The sequence below is a fragment of the Streptomyces sp. JW3 genome, assembly GCF_052216785.1.
In the GTDB taxonomy this organism is placed as follows: domain Bacteria; phylum Actinomycetota; class Actinomycetes; order Streptomycetales; family Streptomycetaceae; genus Streptomyces.
The window spans coordinates 1-17660 of record NZ_JBQOUX010000036.1 but is presented as its reverse complement, the minus strand read 5'-3'; the positions used below and the strand labels follow the sequence as shown (position 1 = coordinate 17660).

The following is a 17660-nucleotide window of genomic DNA, read 5'->3' as shown; positions in this document are numbered from 1 at the left end:
AGCACCGGGAGTGTACGGGCGTACCTTCCGGTGCCGGGCGGGTTCGGTCAGCGTGCGCGTGGGCGCAGTACGACGGCGAGGAGGATGACCAGGACTCCGGCCAGCGGTACCACCAGCAGGCCGAGGCGGAGGCCCGCGGCGTCGGCGACGAGGCCGACCAGGGGCGGGGAGAGCAGGAAGCCGAGACGCATCAGCCAGGAGACGATCGTCAGCCCAGAGCCGGGTTTGAGGCCGGGCAGGGCGTCGGCCTCGTGCATCGCGGCGGGTACGAGGGTGGCGACGCCGAACCCGGCGGCGGCGAAGCCGGCGACGGTGCCGGGCAGGGTGGGCACGGCCAGGGCCAGGCCCATGCCGGCCGCGGTGATCAGGCCGCCGGCCCGGGCCACGGCGCGCTGCCCGAACCGGTCCACGAGCCGGTCGCCGATGACGCGGCCGGCGAACTGGGCGCCCACCAGGGCGATGTAGCCGCTCGCCGCGAGCGCCGCGGAGGCGTGCAGGGGGCCGGAGAGATAGAGGGCGGCCCAGGAGTTCCCGGCGTCCTCGACGAGGGTGCCGGCGGTGGCGATCAGGACGAGGGCGGTCAGTACGTACACCGTGCGGCGGGCGACGCCCGTGTGCCGGGGGCCCCGGGCCTCATCGCCGTCGCTCCCGGCCCCGGCGCCGGCCCCGGTGTCGGCCTCGGTGCCGGTGCCGGGACCGGTGTCGGGGCCGGGCAGGCAGTACCGCAGGGCGAGACCGGCGGCGGCGGTGAAGACGACCGCCGAGACCGTCAGATGCTGCCCGCGGGTCAGGTCCAGGGCGATGGCGGCGGCGGCCATGGCGCCGCCGGTGACGGCACCGATCGACCACACCGCGTGGAAGGAGTTGATGAGGGAGCGTCCGTAGCGGCGCTGTATCCGCAGGCCGTGCGCGTTCTGCGCGACGTCGGTGACCGCGTCCATCGCCCCGGCCCAGAACAGGGCCACCGCGAACACCGGCACCGAGCCCGCGGCGCCCGCGGCGAGGGTGCCGAGGCCGGTCAGCAGGGTGCCGGCCACGGCCACCCGCGCCGAGCCGAACCGGCGCACCAGCACCCCGGCCGCCGGCCCGGCCGCGATGGCGCCGGCCGGGAACGCGGCGACGGCCAGCCCGTAGCCGGCGTTGCCCATCCCGAGGTCGGTCTTGATCTCCGGATAGCGCGGCAACAGGTTGGCGAACAGGGCTCCGTTGGTGAGGAACAGCACGGCGACGGCTATGCGGGCCCGCCGCTCGGCCGCGGAGGGCTCCGCCAGGGTGTCGACTGTCATGAACGGGACCCTACCGGGAGAGCGTACGAACGTACACTGCCGGGATCGTGCGGCTGGTGCGGCCCAGAGGAGGGGGCGCCCTCCCGGCGACTGCGGCGTGCCTGGGTACACATGCGGCATATCCGATATATCACTGTCGGGTGCCCTGTCCTGGCGGACCCGTATGACCGCGCTCGTCCTGTGCCACTTCGTGCTCGCGCTGTGCGCCGCGCCGCTCGTGCGGTGGTGCGGGACGCGTGCCTTCCTGGTGCTGGCCCTGCCGCCCGCGGCCGCCGCCGTCTGGGCGGCGGGCCGGTGGCACACGGTGGCCGCGGGCGGCGCCGACACCCACGTCTGGACCTGGCTGCCCGCCTACCGCGTGGACTGGGCGCTGCGCCTGGACGCGCTCGCCGAACTGATGGTGCTGCTCGCCGCCGGGGTGGGCACCCTCGTGCTGGTCTACTGCGTCTCCTACTTCGACGACCGCTCGCCCCAGCTGGGCCGGTTCGCGGGCAGCCTGCTCGCCTTCGCCGGGGCGATGCTCGGTCTGGTCCTCGCCGACGACCTGATCCTGCTGTACATCTTCTGGGAACTGACCACCGTCTTCTCGTACCTGCTGATCGGCCAGACCAGCGACCACAAGCGCAACCGGCGCAGCGCCCTCCAGGCCCTCACCGTCACCACGCTCGGCGGACTGACCATGCTGGTCGGGTTTCTGCTGCTCGGCCAGGAAGCGGGGACGTACCGGATCTCGGCGATCCTCGCCGACCCGCCGCCCGCGTCCGGCGCGCTGTCCGCGGCCGTGGTGCTGATCCTGGTCGGCGCCCTGTCCAAGTCCGCGATCTGGCCGTTCAGCCTGTGGCTGCCCAACGCGATGGCCGCGCCGACCCCGGTCAGCGCCTATCTGCACGCCGCCGCGATGGTCAAGGCCGGCGTCTACCTGATCGCCCGGCTCGCGCCCGCCTTCGCCGAGGTCACGCCCTGGCGGCCGCTGCTGCTGGTCCTCGGCTCCGCCACCATGCTGCTCGGCGGCTGGCGGGCGCTGCGCCTGAACGACCTCAAACTGGTCCTCGCCCACGGCACCGTCAGCCAGCTCGGCTTCCTCACCGTCCTCACCGGGGCCGGCCGGTACGACACCGCGATCGCCGCCACCGCCATGATCCTCGGGCACGCCCTGTTCAAGGCGCCGCTGTTCCTCGTCACCGGCATCGTCGACCACGCCACCGACACCCGGGACCTCCGGCGGCTGTCCGGGCTGGGGCGGCGGCTGCCCGCGGTGTGCGCGGTCGCCGTGGTCGCCGGGCTGTCCATGGCCGCCGTACCGCCGCTGCTCGGGTTCACCGCCAAGGAGGCCGCGTTCCAGACCCTGCTGGACGGGGACACCGCCGACCGCTGGGCGCTCGCCGCCACCGTCGTCGGCTCGGCGCTGACCACCGCCTACACCCTGCGCTACCTGTGGGGTGCCTTCGCCCGCAAGCCGGGCGTCCCCGACACCCCCGCCCACCGGGTCCCGGCGGCCTTCCTCGCGCCGCCCGCCGTACTGGCCCTCGCCTGTCTGGTCCTCGGCCCCCAAGTCGCCTGGCTCCAGGGGCTGTTCGGCACGTACGCCGCGCAGTTCCCGGCGCCCGCGCACCCCTACCACCTGGCGCTCTGGCACGGCACGGGACTCGCCCTGCTGCTGTCCTGCGCGGCCTGGGCGGGCGGGGTGCTGCTGTTCCTCGCCGCCGGGCCCGTGCTGCGGACCGGGGAGCGGCTCGCCTGGCGCTCCGCCGACCGGAACTTCGGCAGGCTGCTGCTCGCCCTGGAACGCACCGCCCTCCAGTGCACCGGCTTCGTGCAGCGCGGCTCGCTGTCGGTGTACCTGGTGACGACCCTGAGCGTGGTGCTGGCCGGGCAGCTCGCCGTCCTGGTGGTGGACGAACCCTGGACCGGTGCCCCCGCCCCGCGCCTGTGGGACACCCCGGCCCAGGCCGCGGTCGCGGTCCTGGTCTGCGCGGTCGGCCTGCTCTGTCTCGGCGTACGGCGCCGGATGAAGGCCGTGGTGCTGGCCGGGCTCACCGGCTACGGCACGGCACTGCTCTTCGTCCTCCAGGGCGCCCCCGACCTCGCCCTCACCCAGTTCTGCGTCGAGACCGTCTCCATGATCGTCTTCGTGCTGGTGCTGCGCCGGATGCCGGTGCTCTTCGAGGAGAACTTCGTCCTCCTGCGGCGCGTCCTGCGGATGCCGGTCGCCCTGGTGGGCGGTGCCGCCGTCGCCTTCGTCGTCTGGATCATGGCGGGACACCGGCGGGACGGCGACTCCGCCGGGGACGCCATGGTCGAGGAGGTCGCCCACCACGGCCTCAAGGACGTCGTCGCCACCATCCTCGTGGACCTGCGGGCCTGGGACACGATGGGCGAGTCCGCCGTCCTCGCCGTCGCCGCGGTCGGCGTCACCAGCCTCATCTACCTGCACCGCCGCACCGACGGCGCCGACCAGCCGGTCCTGCCGCTGCCCGGCGACCACCCGGAGGCCGCGCTGCGCACCGAGGGCAGCGTCTCCTCGGGCACCCTGGCCGGCCTGCCCAGCGGTGACGAGAGCGCGCCGGAACGGACCTGGCTGGCGGCCGGCGCCACGCTCGCCCCCGAGCGCCGCTCCATCGTCCTCGAAGTCGTCGCCCGCCTCCTCTACCACCCGATCCTGGTCCTCTCCGTCTACCTGCTGATGTGCGCGGAGAACCTGCCGGGCGGCGGTTTCGTGGCCGGCCTGGTGGCCGGTGTCGCCTTCATCACCCGCTATCTGGCGGGCGGCCGGCACGAACTCGCCGACGCCGCGCCCTTCGCCCCCGGCCTGTTCACCGGCCTCGGCCTGTTCCTGTCCACGGCCGTGGCGCTCGGCGGCCTCGCCGAGGGCACTGTGCTGCACGGCTGGACCTGGCACGGTCACCTCCCGGTGTGGGGCGACGTCCACCTGTCCACCGCCGTGCTCTTCGACTGCGGGGTCTACCTTCTGGTCCTCGGCGTCGTCCTGGACATCGTGCGCGCGCTGGGCTCCCGCATCGACCGGCACATCGAACGGGCCGCCGCCCAGCGCGCCCGACGACGGGAGGCGGGTCCCGCGTGACGGTCGGTTCTTTCCTGGCTCCCTGCTCGCTCCCGGCCGTCGGCTTTCTCCCGGCCGTCGGCTTTCTCCCGGCCCTCGGCTTTCTCCTTGCCCCTGGTTTTCTCCCGGCCCCCGCCCGCACCGCCCACCCCCGCCCGCCCGCCCGGCGACGGGAGGTGGCCCCCGTATGACCGTCAGCCTCGCGCTCCTGGTGACCGCCGCCGTGCTGAACGCCGTCGGCGGTGTCCTGCTGCTCACCCGGTCCCTGACCCGCATCCTGCTCGGCGCCGTGATCCTCGGCAACGGCGTCAACCTGCTGGTCCTCACCTCGACCGGCAGCGCCGGCGACGCGCCGCTGCTCTACCCGAACGTCATCCGCAACCGCGTCACCGACCCGCTGCCCCAGGCCATCGCGCTCACCGCGATCGTCATCACCCTCGCCACCACCGCCTTCCTGCTCTCCATGGCCTACCGCAGCCACCAGGTCACCGGCTCCGACGAGATCCACGACGACACCGAGGACCGGCTGGTCGCGCTGCGCGCCGAAGTCCTGGACCGGCGCAGCGAACTGCGGTCCGGCTACCGCCGGGCGCGCGCCGAGCGCGGCACCACCCGGGAACAGCGCGACCGCTACCGGGCCGACCGCAAACGGCTGCGCGAACGGCTGCGGGAGGAACGCGCCTACCAGGCCCGCGCCACCGACGTCTCCGGCAACCTGTGGAACGACATCCTCGGCGCCGACCCGGAGGACTACCGCGCCGGCCAGGAACGGGGCTCCACCGACGCCGCCGGGCGCCCCGGCCCGGCCCCCGCCCGCGAGGCCGGACCCTCCAACGACCCCGGGGAGACCGGCCGCGAGCCCGACCAGGACGCCGAGCGGCCGGGCAGCCTCGCCCCCGACCGGCCCGACCGGCCCGACCGGCCCGACCGGCCCGACCGGCCCGACCAGCCCGACGACCCCGAGGGCGCCGGCCAGGAAGGCTCCCCGTGAACGCGCTCGTCCCCCTCCCCGTCCTGCTGCCCCTCTTCGTCACCGGCCTGAAGCTCGCCATCGGGCCCCGGCTCCAGCGCTTCCAGCGGCTGATCAGCCTCGCCGTGCTCGGCGTGGTCTTCGTGCTCTCGGTGATCCTGATGATCGCCGCCGACCGGCAGGGCCCGCTGCACGTGAACCTCGGCGACTTCCCGCCGCCGCTCGGCATCACCCTCGTCGCCGACCGGCTGGCCGGTCTGATGCTCACCGTGTCCAGCGCCGTCACCCTGCTCGTCCACCTGTACTCGCTCGGCCAGGGCATGGCCGACCGCGACGACCAGACCCCGTTCGGCGTCTTCCACCCCGCCTACCTGATCCTGGTCGCCGGGGTCTCCTGCACGTTCCTCGCCGGCGACCTCGTCAACCTCTACGTCGGCTTCGAGATCATGCTCGTGGCCAGCTTCGTGCTGCTCACCATCGGCGGCACCGCGACCCGGATCCGGGCCGGCGCCACATACGTGATCATCTCCCTCTTCTCCTCGCTGCTGTTCCTGATCGGCATCGCCATGACCTACGCGGTGGCCGGCACCGTCAACTTCGCCCAGCTCGCCGGCCGCCTCCAGGAGGTTCCGGCCGGGGTGCGCACCCTGCTGGAGGCCATGCTGCTGACCGTCTTCGCCATCAAGGCGGCCGTCTTCCCGCTCGCCGCCTGGCTGCCCGACTCCTACCCGACCGCGCCGGCGCCGGTCACCGCCGTCTTCGCGGGCCTGCTCACCAAGGTCGGCGTGTACTCGATGCTGCGCACCCAGACCCTGCTCTTCCCCGGCCACCGCCTCGGCGACCTGCTGATGCTGGCCGCGCTCGCCTCGATGGTCATCGGCGTCCTCGGCGCGGTCGCGCAGACCGACCTCAAACGCGTCCTGTCCTTCACCCTCATCAGCCACATCGGCTACATGGTCTTCGGCATCGGCCTGGCCGGCCGGGACGCACTGAGCGGGGCGATCGTCTACGTGGCCCACCACATCACCGTGCAGACCACCCTGTTCCTGGTCGCCGGGCTCATCGAGCGGCGGGCCGGCAGCACCGAACTCACCCGCCTCGGCGGCCTCGCCAAATCCGCGCCGCTGCTCGCCGTGCTGTTCTTCGTGCCCGCCATGAACCTCGCCGGCATCCCGCCGCTGTCCGGCTTCATCGGCAAGGTCGGCCTGATGCGGGCCGGCGTCGAGGACGGCGGCGGCTGGGCCTGGGTCCTGGTCGCCGGCTCCGCCGTCACCAGCCTGCTCACCCTGTACGTCATGGCCAAGGTGTGGAACCTCGCCTTCTGGCGCGAGGCCCCGCCCGGGTTCGCGGCGGAGGGGGTGGTCCTGGAGTCGGCGGAGGACGACTCCGACGATGCCGATGACGCCGAGGAGGGGAGCCGCAGGGGATCAGGGGCCCGCCGGCACGTCCCCGCCGGTGCCGTGGTCCCGGCCAGCTTCCTCGGCCAGTCCATCACCACCACCAAGCACCTGCCGTGGCCGATGGTCGTCGCCACCTGCGCCGCCGTCGCCCTCGGCCTGCTCTACACCGTGCTCGGCGGCCCGCTCACCACCTTCACCGAGCACGCCGCCGCCGAACTCCTCGCCCGCACCCCGTACATCGAGGCGGTGCTCGGCCGATGAGCGACCTCTTCCGGCACCGCTCCCCGTACAGCTGGTCCCTGCGCGTCGGCAGCGGACGACGGGTCCTGGACCTGCCGCTGGTCGCCTGGCTGACCGTCATCTGGAACCTGCTGTGGGGCACCGTGTCCTGGGGCAACCTGGTCAACGGGATCATCGTCGCGGTCGCCGTCTGCCTCGCCTTCCCGCTGCCCGCCGTCGACCTCGGCCTGCGACTGCGCCCCCTGGGCATCCTGCGGCTCGGCGCCTATCTGCTCTACGACATGTTCTCCTCCAGCGTCCAGGTCACCCGGCAGATCTTCGAGCAGGACCCCTACCACGCGGCGGTCGTCGCCGTCCCGCTGCGCAGCCGCAGCGACCTGATGCTCACCGCCACCGCGGTCGCCGTCTCCAACGTGCCGGGCGGCTCCATCATCGAGGTGCGGCGCGCGACGGCCACCGTGTTCGTGCACGTCCTGGACGCCGACGACCCCGGCGCCGTCGACAGCGCCAAGCGGCAGGTGTGGCGCATGGAGGAACTCGTCGCCCGCGCCTTCGGCACCGCCGGGGACATCGCCCTGGTCGCCCGGCCGGTACCGGAAGGGGAGCAGTCGCCGTGAAGACCCTGCACACCGTCGAGGAGGGCATGCTGATCGCCTCGGTCGTGCTGATCCTGGCCGCGGGCGCCCTGCTGCTGTTCCGGATCTGGCGCGGCCCCTCGATGCTGGACCGGGCGGTCGCCCTGGACGTGGCCGCCGCGCTGATCATCGCCGGCATCGGCGCCAAGTCCGCGCACGACGGCGACGCCTTCTACTTCCCCATCATGCTGGTGCTCGCCTTCCTGGGGTTCACCGGCTCGGTGGGCATCGCCCGGTTCATCGCCGTACGCGACCGGCCCACCGTCCGGCCCGACGGCACGGAGGACCACCGGTGAACCCCTGGGCCGAGGCCGCCGACCTGGCCGGCGCGTTCCTGCTGCTGCTCGGCAGCTTCCAGAGCCTGCTCGGCGTCATCGGCATGCTCCGCTTCCCCGACGTGCTCTCCCGCAGCCACGCCGCGACCAAGCCGCAGACCCTCGGCCTGCTGCTGGTGCTGGTCGGCGTGGCGCTGCGGCTGCGCAACGGCATCGACCTGGGCACCCTCGCGCTGATCGGCTTCTTCCAGTTCCTGACCGGCCCGGTCGCCTCGCACCTGGTGGCCCGCTCGGCCTACCGCACCGGCCAGACCGGCAGCCGGGGCCTGCTCCGCGACGACCTGGACCCGCAGCTCAGCGAAGCGGACCGCCGCTAGCGGCGGTTGCCCTCCATGACCTCCACCAGCCGCCGCAGCGCCCCCAGCACCCACTCCCGGTCCGCCCCGAGCCCCGCCAGCAGCTCGCCCTCGGTGGCCAGTTGCCGGGGGAAGAGGTCGTCCACGGTCCGGGCGCCCGCCTCGGTGATGGTCACCAGCACCGAGCGCCGGTCGGCCGGATTCGGCGTCCGCGCGATCAGTCCCCGCTTCTCCAGTTTGGCCAGCGTCTTGCTGACCCCCGCCGGGGACAGGCCCAGGCGTTCGGCGAGCCGGCGGGCGATGAGCGGCCGGGCGGCGTGCCGCAGCGGCACCAGGGTGCCGATCTCGGCCGGGGTGAGACAGGCACCCTCGTAGAGCGGGTCGAGGGCCTGGTCGAGCAGGCCGACCGCGTGCTTGAGCGCGGCCACCACCTCCATCGGCGAGGTGTCGAGACCGGGCAGCCGCGCCGCCCACTGGGCGCGGGTCTCGGCGGGGGAGGGGAACATCAGCGGTCGCCTCTCACTGGGCAAGACGAATTACGTTAACCAGTGAACCATTGGTTACCGTTATCGGCATGGTATCGCCGTCCCCCTCCCGAACCGCCGAACCCGGCGACGCGCCGGCCGTCCCCGCCGTGCGCCCCGCGCTGCTGATCACCGTACTGGCCGCGCTGACCGCCGTGGCACCGCTCGCCATCGACATGTACGTGCCGGGCTTTCCCGCGATGGGGGAGACGCTCGACGCGAGCAGTTCGGCCGTGCAGCTGACCATGACCGCGTTCCTCGCCGGCCTGGTCGTCGGGCAGTTGCTGATCGGACCCGTCAGCGACAGTGTCGGACGCCGCCGGCTGCTCATGGCCGGCACCACCGGCTTCATCGTCTTCTCCATAGCCTGTGCCGTCGCCCCCGACATCACCCTGCTGACCGCCGCCCGCTTCCTCCAGGGCGTGGCCGCGGCGGCCGGCATGGTGCTGGCCCGAGCCGTCCTCACCGACCGCTTCCAGGGCGCCGACCTGCCCCGCTACTTCGCGGTCCTCTCCCAGATCATGGGCGTCGCCCCGGTCGCCGCGCCGGTCCTCGGCGGTGCCGTCCTGTCGGTCTCCAGCTGGCGCGCGGTCTTCGCCGTCCTCACCCTCATAGGCGTCCTGCTGCTGCTCGCGGTGGTGCGCTCCGTCCCCGAGACCCTGCCGCCCGAGCGGCGGCACGGCGGCGGTGTCGGCAGCACCTTCCGCGCCATGGGCGCCCTCCTGGGCCGCCGGGCCTTCATGGGGTACGTGCTCGTCCTCGCCTGCGTCTCCGCCGCGCTGTTCTCCTACATCAGCGGGTCCAGCTTCGTCTTCGAGGAGATCCACGGTGTCTCCTCGACGCTCTACTCGCTGATCTTCGCCTGCAACGCCGTAGGCATCCTGATCTCCGGCTTCGTCTTCCAGAAACTGGCCGGCCGGCTGCGGCTGAACACCCTGCTGAGCGCGGGCGTCGGCATCGCGCTGCTCGGCGCGCTGGCGCAGGTGCTGCTGGTCGCCGCCGTGGGGGAGACTCTCGCCGGTACCTGGGCGGCGCTGTTCGTGACCTGCTTCGGCATCGGCATGGTCTTCCCCGGCACCATGAGCATCGGCCAGTCACTGGCCCGGCACGCCCCGGGCGCCGCGTCCGCGCTGCTCGGCGGCTGCCAGTTCCTGTTCGGCGCCGTCGCCTCGCCGCTGGTCGGCCTGTTCGGCGAGGACAGCTCGCTGCCGATGGCGACGATCATGCTGGTCAGCCTGGCCGGGGCGGCGCTCGCCCTCGCGGCACTCGCCCGCCCCTGGCAGGGACACGGCGAACCGGAGGGCGGCCGGCCGGGCGCCCGCTGACCGGCGAAGCGGATCAGAGCACGCAGCCCACATGGGCCAGCGCCTGCTTCAGCAGCACCCCGTGCCCGCCGGGCATCTCGCTCTGCACCGCCGGTGACAGCGCCTCGTGGGGGCTGAACCAGACCAGGTCCAGCGCGTCCTGCCGGGGCCGGCAGTCGCCGGTCACCGGCACCACGTAGGCGAGCGACACCGCGTGCTGCCGGGGGTCGTGGTACGGGGTGACACCCTGGGTCGGGAAGTACTCGGCCACCGTGAACGGCTGGAGCGCGGACGGCACCCGGGGCAGCGCCACCGGGCCGAGGTCCTTCTCCAGGTGCCGCAGCAGGGCGTCCCGGACCCGCTCGTGGTGCAGTACCCGGCCCGAGACCAGGGTCCGGCTGACCGTTCCGTCGGGTCCGATGCGCAGCAGCAGGCCGACGCTGGTGACTTCGCCGCTGTCGTCGACCCGCACGGGCACGGCCTCGACGTACAGGATGGGCAGGCGGGCGCGCGCCGACTCGAGCTCGTCGGTGGTCAGCCAGCCCGGCGTGGTTTCGGTCATGTCAGACATCGCTTGATCATACTTTCAGCGCCCGCCGTCGGGGAGTACGTCACGCCGACGCCCGCTCCCGGATGTCCCGCGCGACCTCCTTGTCCACCGACGCCCGGACCAGCGCGGCGGCGAGCACCGCCGGGTCCGTGCGCCCGGCGGCGGCCAGCAGCCGGGCCGGGTCCGCGGGCAGGCCGAGGCGTTCCGCGCCCTGCAGCGCCTTCTGGTCCAGGTAGGGAGCGACCTGCGGCCACACGCCCTGGACCTCGCGCAGGAAGATGTCGGCGCCGGTCGGCCCGATCCCGTTGAACTCCTGGAGCAGCCGGCGCAGGGCGGGCACCTCGCCGTCCGCCTCCTCGCGGAGCCGGCGCAGGTCCCCGCCCCAGCGGTCGTTCAGCAGCTCGGCCTCCGCGCCGAGCTGGTCGGCGGTGCGCTCGTCGTAGCGCCGGTAGCCGCCCCGGCCCAGCGCGTCCACCCGCGCCTGACGGCCGGCCGCGGCCATCCGGCCCGGGTCGGCCAGCCCCGCCTCGCGCAGCGCACGGGCGGTGGCCACCGCCACCGAGCCGCGGATGCGGGCGCTCAGCAGATGGGCCAGCACCAGCAGTCGGTACAGCGGCTGCGGGGTGTCCCGCAGCCGGACGCCCGCCTCCTCGGCGTACGTCCGGCCGTGCGTGCCGACGAGTTCGCGCACGAGGCGCGTCTCGCGGTCCACGGCTACCCCTTGAGCGGGTCGTGGCCAAGGCTCATCAGCCGGTGCCGGCGGTCGGTGTCCTCGGCCACCGGCTCGTTCGCCACGTCCGTCTCGTCGCTGACCGTGTCCACCACCGCCCGCATCACGCCCAGGTCGTCCTCGGTGAGGTCGGTGCGGCGTTTTTGGAGAATGGCGAGGACGTGCCGCCCGGCGGGCGAACCGGCCTGGTCCGGCAGCGGCTCGGTCCTCTCGTCGGCGTCGCTGACCCGCAGCCAGGCCGAGAGCTCGGCGGAGGTCATGTTCACCACGCGGTGGAAGTCCTCCCACAGCGCGTCGAGTTCGAGGGCGTCGGCCATGAGATGCCCCTCTTCCCTGGTGTCGCGTGTGATGTGCGTACCTGCGGCTCGGGCGCTCAGTCCTCCTTCGGCCAGTTCTCCGCGTCGAACATCCAGCGCTGCTTCTCCAGCTCCGCGGTGATGCTGATCAGCAGGTCCTGGGTGACCGGGTCGGGCTCGTCGGTGGCCTTGATCCGCTCCCGGAGCCGGGCGATGGCCTCCTGGAGCGTCTCGGTCATCAGCGCGACGGCGTCCTCGTCCCGGATCCAGCCGTTCTTCGGGGAGGGCAGCGTGAACGCGGTGGAGATCGTCTCCGGGCGGCCGTCGGCCGGCATCCCGAGGGCCGACGAGCGCTCGGCGACGGTGTCCGCGAACTCTCGGGCCGCCGAGACGATCTCGTCGAGCTGGAGGTGGATCGAGCGGAACCGGGGCCCCACGATGTTCCAGTGCACCTGCTTCCCGATCAGGGAGAGCCCGAGAAGATCCACGAGCGTGTTCTGCAACGCGTCCCCGGTGACCTGACGGGCCGACTCCGGAATCGTGCTCTTCACGACAGTCATACGGTGCTGCTCCTTGGGCGTCGACTTGTGTGGCGGTGCGGTGGCGCGCGCGGCCGCTCAAGGGGACCTGCGGTGCGATGTCCTCCCCGTCGGGGCCGGGCGGCGCGACCGCCCCATGACCCTCCGGGTGCCCCGGCGGTACCTGCGCAAACAACCGGCCGGGCGGGCGGCTCAGCGGCCGAGCACGCCGTCCAGGAACCCGGTCAGGTCCGCGCCCACCTCGGCGCGGTGCGTCTCCAGGAACACCTCGTGCCGGGCGCCCGGATAGATCCGCTCCGTCAGTTCCCCGCCGGACAGCCGCTCGACGCCGGGCCGGCTGCCGGTGAGCGGCACCAGCCGGTCGTCGGCGCCGTGCAGCCACAGCAGCGGCAGCCGGCCTACGTCGCCGCCGTCGGCGACGGTCTTCAGCGTCGTCACGAACGCCGCCACCGTCGGCCGCTTCATCGGGCCGTGCCACACCAGCGGGTCCGCCGCGTACGCCGCGCCGACCGCCGGGTCCCGGGACAGCGCGGCCGGGCTGATCGGGGTGTCGGGGATCTCGTCCAGGGCGAGCAGCCGGCGCGGCAGCTCCCAGTCGCCGATCACCGGACCGGACAGCACCAGCGCGGCGAGCCCGTCCGGATGGCGCTGGGCGTACCGGGCGGCGATCAGCCCGCCCATCGAGTGGCCGATCACCACGAGGGGCAGACCCGGGTGGGCGGCCCCGGCCAGTTCGGCCACGGCGCGCACATCGGTGACGACGTCCTCGAAGTCCTCGATCAGCACCCGCTCGCCGTCCGAGTGCCCGTGCCCGAGGTGGTCGGGCCCGTACACCGCCGCGCCGTGCCCGGTCAGCACGCCGGCGAGTTCGGTGTAGCGGCCCAGGTGCTCGCCGTAGCCGTGCACCAGCAGGGCCACGTACCGGGGACGGCCGGCGGGCCACTCGTGGACGGCGATCCGTCCCCGGGTCCCGGTCAGGGTGGTCAGGGTGTGCGTACGGGTCTCGGCCACGGGTCCTCCAGCTGCGGCGGTGAAGGGTCTGAAGAGGGATCTTCCCAGGGAGCCGCCGGGCGGTCTATAGTCCAAAACTAGCAGTGCTAATTAACGGTCACCGTGGACCGTGCGCCGGTATGGGGCAGGGCAGCGCGGTGCTCGTCGACGGCCGCAAGGAAACGGAGCATCACTCCATGGCAACCCTCTCCGTCGCCGCGATCCTCGCCGAGAACGCCCGGCGCCGCCCGCACAAGGAGGCGCTGGTCGAGGGCGAGCTGCGGCTCACCTTCGCCGAGGTGTGGCAGCGGGCCCTGACCCGGGCCGGCGCCCTCGTGGCACTCGGCGTCCGGCCGGGCGACCGGGTCGCGCTGATGGCGCCCAACACGGCGGAGTTCCCGCAGGCGTACTACGCGATCGCGGCGGCCGGCGGCGTGGTCGTCCCGGTCCATCTGCTGCTGTCCGCCGAGGAGGTCGAGCACGTCCTCACCGACAGCGGCGCCACCCTGCTGCTGTGCCACCCCGCGCAGGCCGTAACCGGCACCGCCGCGGCCCGCGCCGCCGGGATCCGGGTGGTCCAGCTCGGCGAGGAGTTCGCCAAGCTGGCCGCCGACGCCGAACCGCTCACCTCGTACGTCACCCGCGAGGCCGACGACCCCGCCGTCGTCTTCTACACCAGCGGCACCACCGGCGTCCCCAAGGGCGCCCTGCTCAGCCACTTCAACCTGGTGATGAACGCCACGGTCAACGCGTTCGACGCCAACGACATCCGGCCCGACGACTTCGCGCTGGGCGCGCTGCCGCTGTTCCACGCCTTCGGGCAGACCGTCTCCATGAACTCCGTGTGGCGGGCCGGGGCCACCCTCGTGCTGCTGCCGCGCTTCGACGCGGCGCGCGCGATCGAGCTGATGGTCGAGGAGAACGTCAACACCTTCCACGGGGTGCCCACCATGTTCGTCGCCCTCGCCGCCGCCGCGACCGCGGCGGAGCGCCTGCCCGGACTGCGGGTGTGCATCTCCGGCGGCGCCTCACTGCCGGTCGCCGTGCTGGAACGGTTCGAGACGGCGTTCGGCGCCAAGATCTACGAGGGGTACGGGCTGTCGGAGACCTCGCCGGCCGCCTCCGTCAACCAGCCGGTGTTCGGCGCGCGGCCCGGCACCATCGGGCACCCCCTGTGGGGCGTCGACGTGGAGATCGCCCGCGCCGAGCTGGAGGGCCGCGTCGAACTGCTGCCGCCCGGCGAACTCGGCGAGGTCGTCATCCGCGGCCACAACGTCTTCTCCGGCTACCTCGGCCGCCCCGAGGCCACCGCCGAGGCGCTGGTCGACGGCTGGTTCCGCACCGGCGACCTCGGCACCAAGGACGACGAGGGCTTCCTGCGCATCGTCGACCGCAAGAAGGACGTCATCATCCGCGGCGGCTACAACGTCTACCCGCGCGAGGTCGAGGAGGTGCTCGCCCGGCACCCGGCCATCGCCCAGGTCGCCGTCATCGGCCTCCCCGACGACCTGCACGGCGAGGAGGTGTGCGCCGTGGTGGTGCCCGCCCCCGGCACCGAACCGGACGCCGCCGGCCTCACCGCGTGGTCCAAGGAACACCTCGGCCGGCACAAGTACCCGCGCCGGGTGGAGTACACCGACGCGCTGCCGCTCGGCCCCAGCATGAAGGTGCTCAAGCGGGAACTGCGGGTGCGGTACGCCGCCGGGTAGGGACCGCTCAGCGAGACGGTCCTTACGGCACCGGACCGGTGCACATAGCATCAGTTGCCGTAATGGACATGATGACGCACTGGCACCTCACCGGCTGGGAGTTCGCGGCGCTCGCCTTCGCGGCCCTGCTCGTCGGCTTCGCCAAGACGGCCGTGAGCGGGGCCAACACGGTCAGCCTCGCGATCTTCGCGGCGCTGCTGCCCGCCCGGGCCTCCACCGGCGTGCTGCTGCCGGTGCTGATCGCCGGGGACGTGCTGGCCGTGCTCACCTACCGGCGGCACGCGCACTGGCCCACGCTGTGGCGGCTGTTCCCGGCGGTCGGCGCCGGGGTGGTGGCCGGCACCCTCTTCCTGATGTGGGCCGGCGACGGCGCGGTACGGATCTCGATCGGCGTCATCCTGCTGGTGATGGCCGCGGTGACGGTGTGGCGGCGGCGGACGGCCGAGGCACCGGAGCGGCCGGAGCGGGACACCGCCACCCGGGCCGGCCGGCTCAAGGCCCGCTCGTACGGCGTCCTCGGCGGCTTCACCACCATGGTCGCCAACGCGGGCGGCCCGGTGATGTCGATGTACCTGCTCTCCGCCGGCTTCCGCAAGCTGGGCTTCCTCGGCACCTCCGCCTTCTTCTTCCTGATCGTCAACGTCTCCAAGCTGCCGTTCAGCGTCGGCCTCGGCCTGATCGACGGGTACTCGCTGCTGCTCGACGCCGCGCTCGTCCTGTTCGTCGTGCCCGGCGCGCTGCTCGGCAAGTGGGCCGTGCACCGGATCAACCAGCAGCTCTTCGAACGGCTGGTGATCGCGGCGACCGTGCTGGGCGGCCTGCAACTGCTGCTGCGCTGAGCTCAGACCCCGGCGGTCGCGCCGGCCGGCCGCCGGGCCCGGGCCGGCAGCCCGCTGCTCAGGTCCTCCACCAGCAGCCGCTTGGCGATCGAGTCGACCGCCGCCCGCACCTCCGCGTCGCTGGGCCGGCCGATGTCCCGTTCCACCCGGTCCTCCAGCCAGGACGTCCAGGCCCGCGCGATCACCGCGGCCTCCCGGGCGCCCGCCGGGGTGTGCGACAGCAGCGAACCGTCCCGGGTCAGGTACCCCTCCTGCACCATCCGGTCGAACACCGGCAGCAGCACCTCCGGCGGTACCCGGTGCCGGGTGGCGATCAGCCCCAGGCCGGCATGCCCGACCAGCCGCGTGAACAGCTCGACCTGCATCACCGCCCAGGCACCCGCCACATCCAGCCGGGTGTCGCTGTCCGCGATGATCCGGCGCGCGGTCTCCAGCCGGGTACCGCCGATGATCTTCCCCACCGACGATTCGAGCACCCGCCGGGAATCGGTGTCGTTCGGCGAGGCGAACCCCTCGCCCAGGTCGGTGGACCCGGCGCGGGCGCTGTCCCGCAGCCGCACCTGCTTGAGGAACAGCGCGACCACGAAGCCGAGCGCCGCGACCGGCACCGTCCACAGGAAGACGGTCTGGATGGTGTCCGCGTAGGCCCCGACGACCGGTGCCGCCGCCTGGGGCGGCAGCCCGTGCACGCCCTCCGGGCTGGTCGCCGCCCGGCTGATCGTCGCCGGATCGGCGGCACCCGTCGCCGCCGCCGAGGCGATCCCGTCCCGCAGGTTGGGGGTGAGGGAGTTGGCGTAGATCGTGCCGAAGACGGCGGTGCCGAAGGAGGAGCCGAGGGTGCGGAAGAAGGTGACGCCCGAGGTGGCGGTGCCCAGTTCGGCGTACTCGACGGTGTTCTGCACGGCGATGATCAGCACCTGCATGCACAGCCCGATGCCGGCGCCGAGCACGAACATGTACAGCGACTCCAGCGCCGCGCCGGTGTCCGGGCCCATCCGGGACATCAGGTACAGGCCCAGCGCCATCACCAGGGCGCCGGCCACCGGGAACAGCCGGTACTGCCCGGTCCGGCTGACCACGGTGCCGCTGAGGATCGAGAAGGCGAGCAGCCCGATCACCATCGGCAGCGTCCGCACCCCGGAGACGGTGGCCGAGTCGCCGTCGACGTACTGGAGGTAGCTGGGCAGGTACGTCATCGCGCCGAGCATGGCGAAGCCGACGATGAAGCTGAGGATCGAGCAGACCGTGAACACCGGGTTGCGGAACAGGTGCATCGGCAGCATCGGCTCGGCCGCCCGGGTCTCCGCCCAGCAGAACAGCGCGAGCGCCACCACCCCGGCCGCGAACAGCCCGAGGATCACCGGCGACCCCCAGGCGTACTGGTTGCCGCCCCAGCTGGTGCCCAGGATCAGCGCGCTGGCGCCGATCGCGACCAGCGCGATGCCCAGGTAGTCGATGACCGGCCGCAGGGCCGACTTCACCACCGGGATGGTGCGGGCGGCGGCGAGCACCACCACGACCGCGATGGGCACGTTGACGTAGAACGCCCACCGCCAGGACAGATGGTCGGTGAACAGCCCGCCGAGCAGCGGCCCGATGACCGTGGCCACGCCGAACACGGCCCCGATCGCGCCCTGGTACTTGCCGCGCTCGCGCAGCGGGATGACATCCGCGATCAGCGCCATCGCGGTCACCATCAGGCCGCCCGCGCCGACACCCTGCATGGCCCGCCACACGATCAGCAGCGTCATGTTGGTGGCCAGCCCGCACAGGAACGAGCCCACGATGAACACGATCGCCGAGACCTGAAAGACGATCTTGCGTCCGAACAGGTCGCCGAACTTGCCGACCAGCACGGTCGCCACCGTCTCGGCCAGCAGATAGGACGTGACCACCCACGACATGTGCTCGGCCCCGCCCAGGTCCGAGACGATCGTCGGCAGCGCGGTGCCGACG

Annotated in this window: 17 protein-coding genes; 9 read left to right on the top strand and 8 right to left on the bottom strand. The window is 73.1% G+C overall.

Annotation, left to right across the window (positions count from 1 at the left end; all coding sequences use genetic code 11):
* Window positions 1–47 precede the first annotated feature (47 nt).
* Window positions 48–1286, bottom strand: coding sequence for an MFS transporter (locus ACTT8P_RS16785; protein WP_442832444.1), 1239 nt, complete (start codon window positions 1284–1286; stop codon window positions 48–50).
* 163 nt (window positions 1287–1449) lie between these two features.
* Here ACTT8P_RS16785 and ACTT8P_RS16780 point away from each other — a divergent pair, with 163 nt between their 5' ends.
* The 6 genes from ACTT8P_RS16780 (at window position 1450) to mnhG (ending at window position 8244) form a co-directional block, all read left to right on the top strand.
* Window positions 1450–4368, top strand: a complete 2919-nt coding sequence (locus ACTT8P_RS16780) for a Na+/H+ antiporter subunit A (RefSeq protein WP_442832443.1) — start codon at window positions 1450–1452, stop codon at window positions 4366–4368.
* A gap of 166 nt (window positions 4369–4534) precedes the next feature.
* Window positions 4535–5338, top strand: coding sequence for a Na(+)/H(+) antiporter subunit C (locus ACTT8P_RS16775; protein WP_442832442.1), 804 nt, complete (start codon window positions 4535–4537; stop codon window positions 5336–5338).
* Entirely contained in the window at window positions 5335–6978 is a 1644-nt protein-coding gene (locus ACTT8P_RS16770; RefSeq protein ID WP_442832441.1) for a Na+/H+ antiporter subunit D, read from the top strand. Before ACTT8P_RS16775 ends, ACTT8P_RS16770 begins: the two co-directional genes overlap by 4 nt.
* Window positions 6975–7574, top strand: a complete 600-nt coding sequence (locus tag ACTT8P_RS16765; RefSeq protein ID WP_442832440.1) for a Na+/H+ antiporter subunit E — start codon at window positions 6975–6977, stop codon at window positions 7572–7574. The genes ACTT8P_RS16770 and ACTT8P_RS16765 overlap by 4 nt, the downstream gene beginning before the upstream one ends.
* Window positions 7575–7600: 26 nt before the next feature.
* On the top strand, window positions 7601–7888 hold the full coding sequence (locus ACTT8P_RS16760) for a monovalent cation/H+ antiporter complex subunit F (protein ID WP_442832489.1): 288 nt from the start codon (window positions 7601–7603) through the stop codon (window positions 7886–7888).
* Complete coding sequence (mnhG, locus tag ACTT8P_RS16755; protein WP_442832439.1) at window positions 7885–8244, top strand: monovalent cation/H(+) antiporter subunit G; 360 nt, start codon at window positions 7885–7887, stop codon at window positions 8242–8244. The genes ACTT8P_RS16760 and mnhG overlap by 4 nt, the downstream gene beginning before the upstream one ends.
* On the opposite strand, the gene ACTT8P_RS16750 is transcribed toward mnhG, so the two are convergent.
* The gene (locus ACTT8P_RS16750) at window positions 8241–8729 is read right to left on the bottom strand and encodes a MarR family winged helix-turn-helix transcriptional regulator (protein WP_442832438.1); all 489 of its coding nucleotides are present in this window, start codon (window positions 8727–8729) and stop codon (window positions 8241–8243) included. The genes mnhG and ACTT8P_RS16750 overlap by 4 nt on opposite strands.
* 68 nt (window positions 8730–8797) lie before the next feature.
* Between ACTT8P_RS16750 and ACTT8P_RS16745 the strand changes: the two genes are divergently transcribed.
* Window positions 8798–10072, top strand: a complete 1275-nt coding sequence (locus ACTT8P_RS16745; protein ID WP_442832437.1) for a multidrug effflux MFS transporter — start codon at window positions 8798–8800, stop codon at window positions 10070–10072.
* 13 nt (window positions 10073–10085) lie between these two features.
* Here the strand turns inward: ACTT8P_RS16745 and ACTT8P_RS16740 are convergent, their stop codons facing one another.
* The 5 genes from ACTT8P_RS16740 to ACTT8P_RS16720 form a co-directional block, all read right to left on the bottom strand.
* Window positions 10086–10613, bottom strand: a complete 528-nt coding sequence (locus ACTT8P_RS16740) for an NUDIX hydrolase family protein (RefSeq protein ID WP_442832488.1) — start codon at window positions 10611–10613, stop codon at window positions 10086–10088.
* A gap of 49 nt (window positions 10614–10662) precedes the next feature.
* Window positions 10663–11313: an endonuclease gene (locus ACTT8P_RS16735; RefSeq protein ID WP_442832436.1), complete on the bottom strand. Its 651-nt coding sequence runs from the start codon at window positions 11311–11313 to the stop codon at window positions 10663–10665.
* Between the two features lie 2 nt (window positions 11314–11315).
* Window positions 11316–11648: a DUF3140 domain-containing protein gene (locus tag ACTT8P_RS16730; RefSeq protein WP_442832435.1), complete on the bottom strand. Its 333-nt coding sequence runs from the start codon at window positions 11646–11648 to the stop codon at window positions 11316–11318.
* A gap of 56 nt (window positions 11649–11704) precedes the next feature.
* On the bottom strand, window positions 11705–12187 hold the full coding sequence (locus tag ACTT8P_RS16725) for a Dps family protein (protein WP_442832434.1): 483 nt from the start codon (window positions 12185–12187) through the stop codon (window positions 11705–11707).
* 171 nt (window positions 12188–12358) lie between these two features.
* A complete protein-coding gene (locus ACTT8P_RS16720) occupies window positions 12359–13177 on the bottom strand; it encodes an alpha/beta hydrolase (protein WP_442832433.1) in 819 nt (272 codons plus the stop codon).
* Between the two features lie 176 nt (window positions 13178–13353).
* Here ACTT8P_RS16720 and ACTT8P_RS16715 point away from each other — a divergent pair, with 176 nt between their 5' ends.
* Both ACTT8P_RS16715 and ACTT8P_RS16710 read left to right on the top strand, forming a co-directional pair.
* Window positions 13354–14865 (top strand): long-chain-fatty-acid--CoA ligase, encoded by a 1512-nt coding sequence (locus tag ACTT8P_RS16715; protein ID WP_442832432.1) that lies wholly within the window; start codon window positions 13354–13356, stop codon window positions 14863–14865.
* 62 nt (window positions 14866–14927) lie between these two features.
* Window positions 14928–15704, top strand: a complete 777-nt coding sequence (locus ACTT8P_RS16710) for a sulfite exporter TauE/SafE family protein (RefSeq protein ID WP_442832431.1) — start codon at window positions 14928–14930, stop codon at window positions 15702–15704.
* A 2-nt stretch (window positions 15705–15706) separates the two neighbouring features.
* Here ACTT8P_RS16710 and ACTT8P_RS16705 read toward each other — a convergent pair.
* Window positions 15707–17660: MDR family MFS transporter (locus tag ACTT8P_RS16705; RefSeq protein WP_442832430.1), on the bottom strand; the 1954-nt coding region annotated here is incomplete at its 5' end.

Bases quoted from the DNA above. Each gene is read 5' to 3' on its own strand.
- ACTT8P_RS16785 (WP_442832444.1), bottom strand. From the start codon at position 1,286: ATGACAGTCGACACCCTGGCGGAGCCCTCCGCGGCCGAGCGGCGGGCC.
- ACTT8P_RS16780 (WP_442832443.1), top strand. From the start codon at position 1,450: ATGACCGCGCTCGTCCTGTGCCACTTCGTGCTCGCGCTGTGCGCCGCG.
- ACTT8P_RS16775 (WP_442832442.1), top strand. From the start codon at position 4,535: ATGACCGTCAGCCTCGCGCTCCTGGTGACCGCCGCCGTGCTGAACGCC.
- ACTT8P_RS16765 (WP_442832440.1), top strand. From the start codon at position 6,975: ATGAGCGACCTCTTCCGGCACCGCTCCCCGTACAGCTGGTCCCTGCGC.
- ACTT8P_RS16760 (WP_442832489.1), top strand. From the start codon at position 7,601: ATGCTGATCGCCTCGGTCGTGCTGATCCTGGCCGCGGGCGCCCTGCTG.
- ACTT8P_RS16750 (WP_442832438.1), bottom strand. From the start codon at position 8,729: ATGTTCCCCTCCCCCGCCGAGACCCGCGCCCAGTGGGCGGCGCGGCTG.
- ACTT8P_RS16745 (WP_442832437.1), top strand. From the start codon at position 8,798: ATGGTATCGCCGTCCCCCTCCCGAACCGCCGAACCCGGCGACGCGCCG.
- ACTT8P_RS16740 (WP_442832488.1), bottom strand. From the start codon at position 10,613: ATGACCGAAACCACGCCGGGCTGGCTGACCACCGACGAGCTCGAGTCG.
- ACTT8P_RS16730 (WP_442832435.1), bottom strand. From the start codon at position 11,648: ATGGCCGACGCCCTCGAACTCGACGCGCTGTGGGAGGACTTCCACCGC.
- ACTT8P_RS16725 (WP_442832434.1), bottom strand. From the start codon at position 12,187: ATGACTGTCGTGAAGAGCACGATTCCGGAGTCGGCCCGTCAGGTCACC.
- ACTT8P_RS16715 (WP_442832432.1), top strand. From the start codon at position 13,354: ATGGCAACCCTCTCCGTCGCCGCGATCCTCGCCGAGAACGCCCGGCGC.
- ACTT8P_RS16710 (WP_442832431.1), top strand. From the start codon at position 14,928: ATGGACATGATGACGCACTGGCACCTCACCGGCTGGGAGTTCGCGGCG.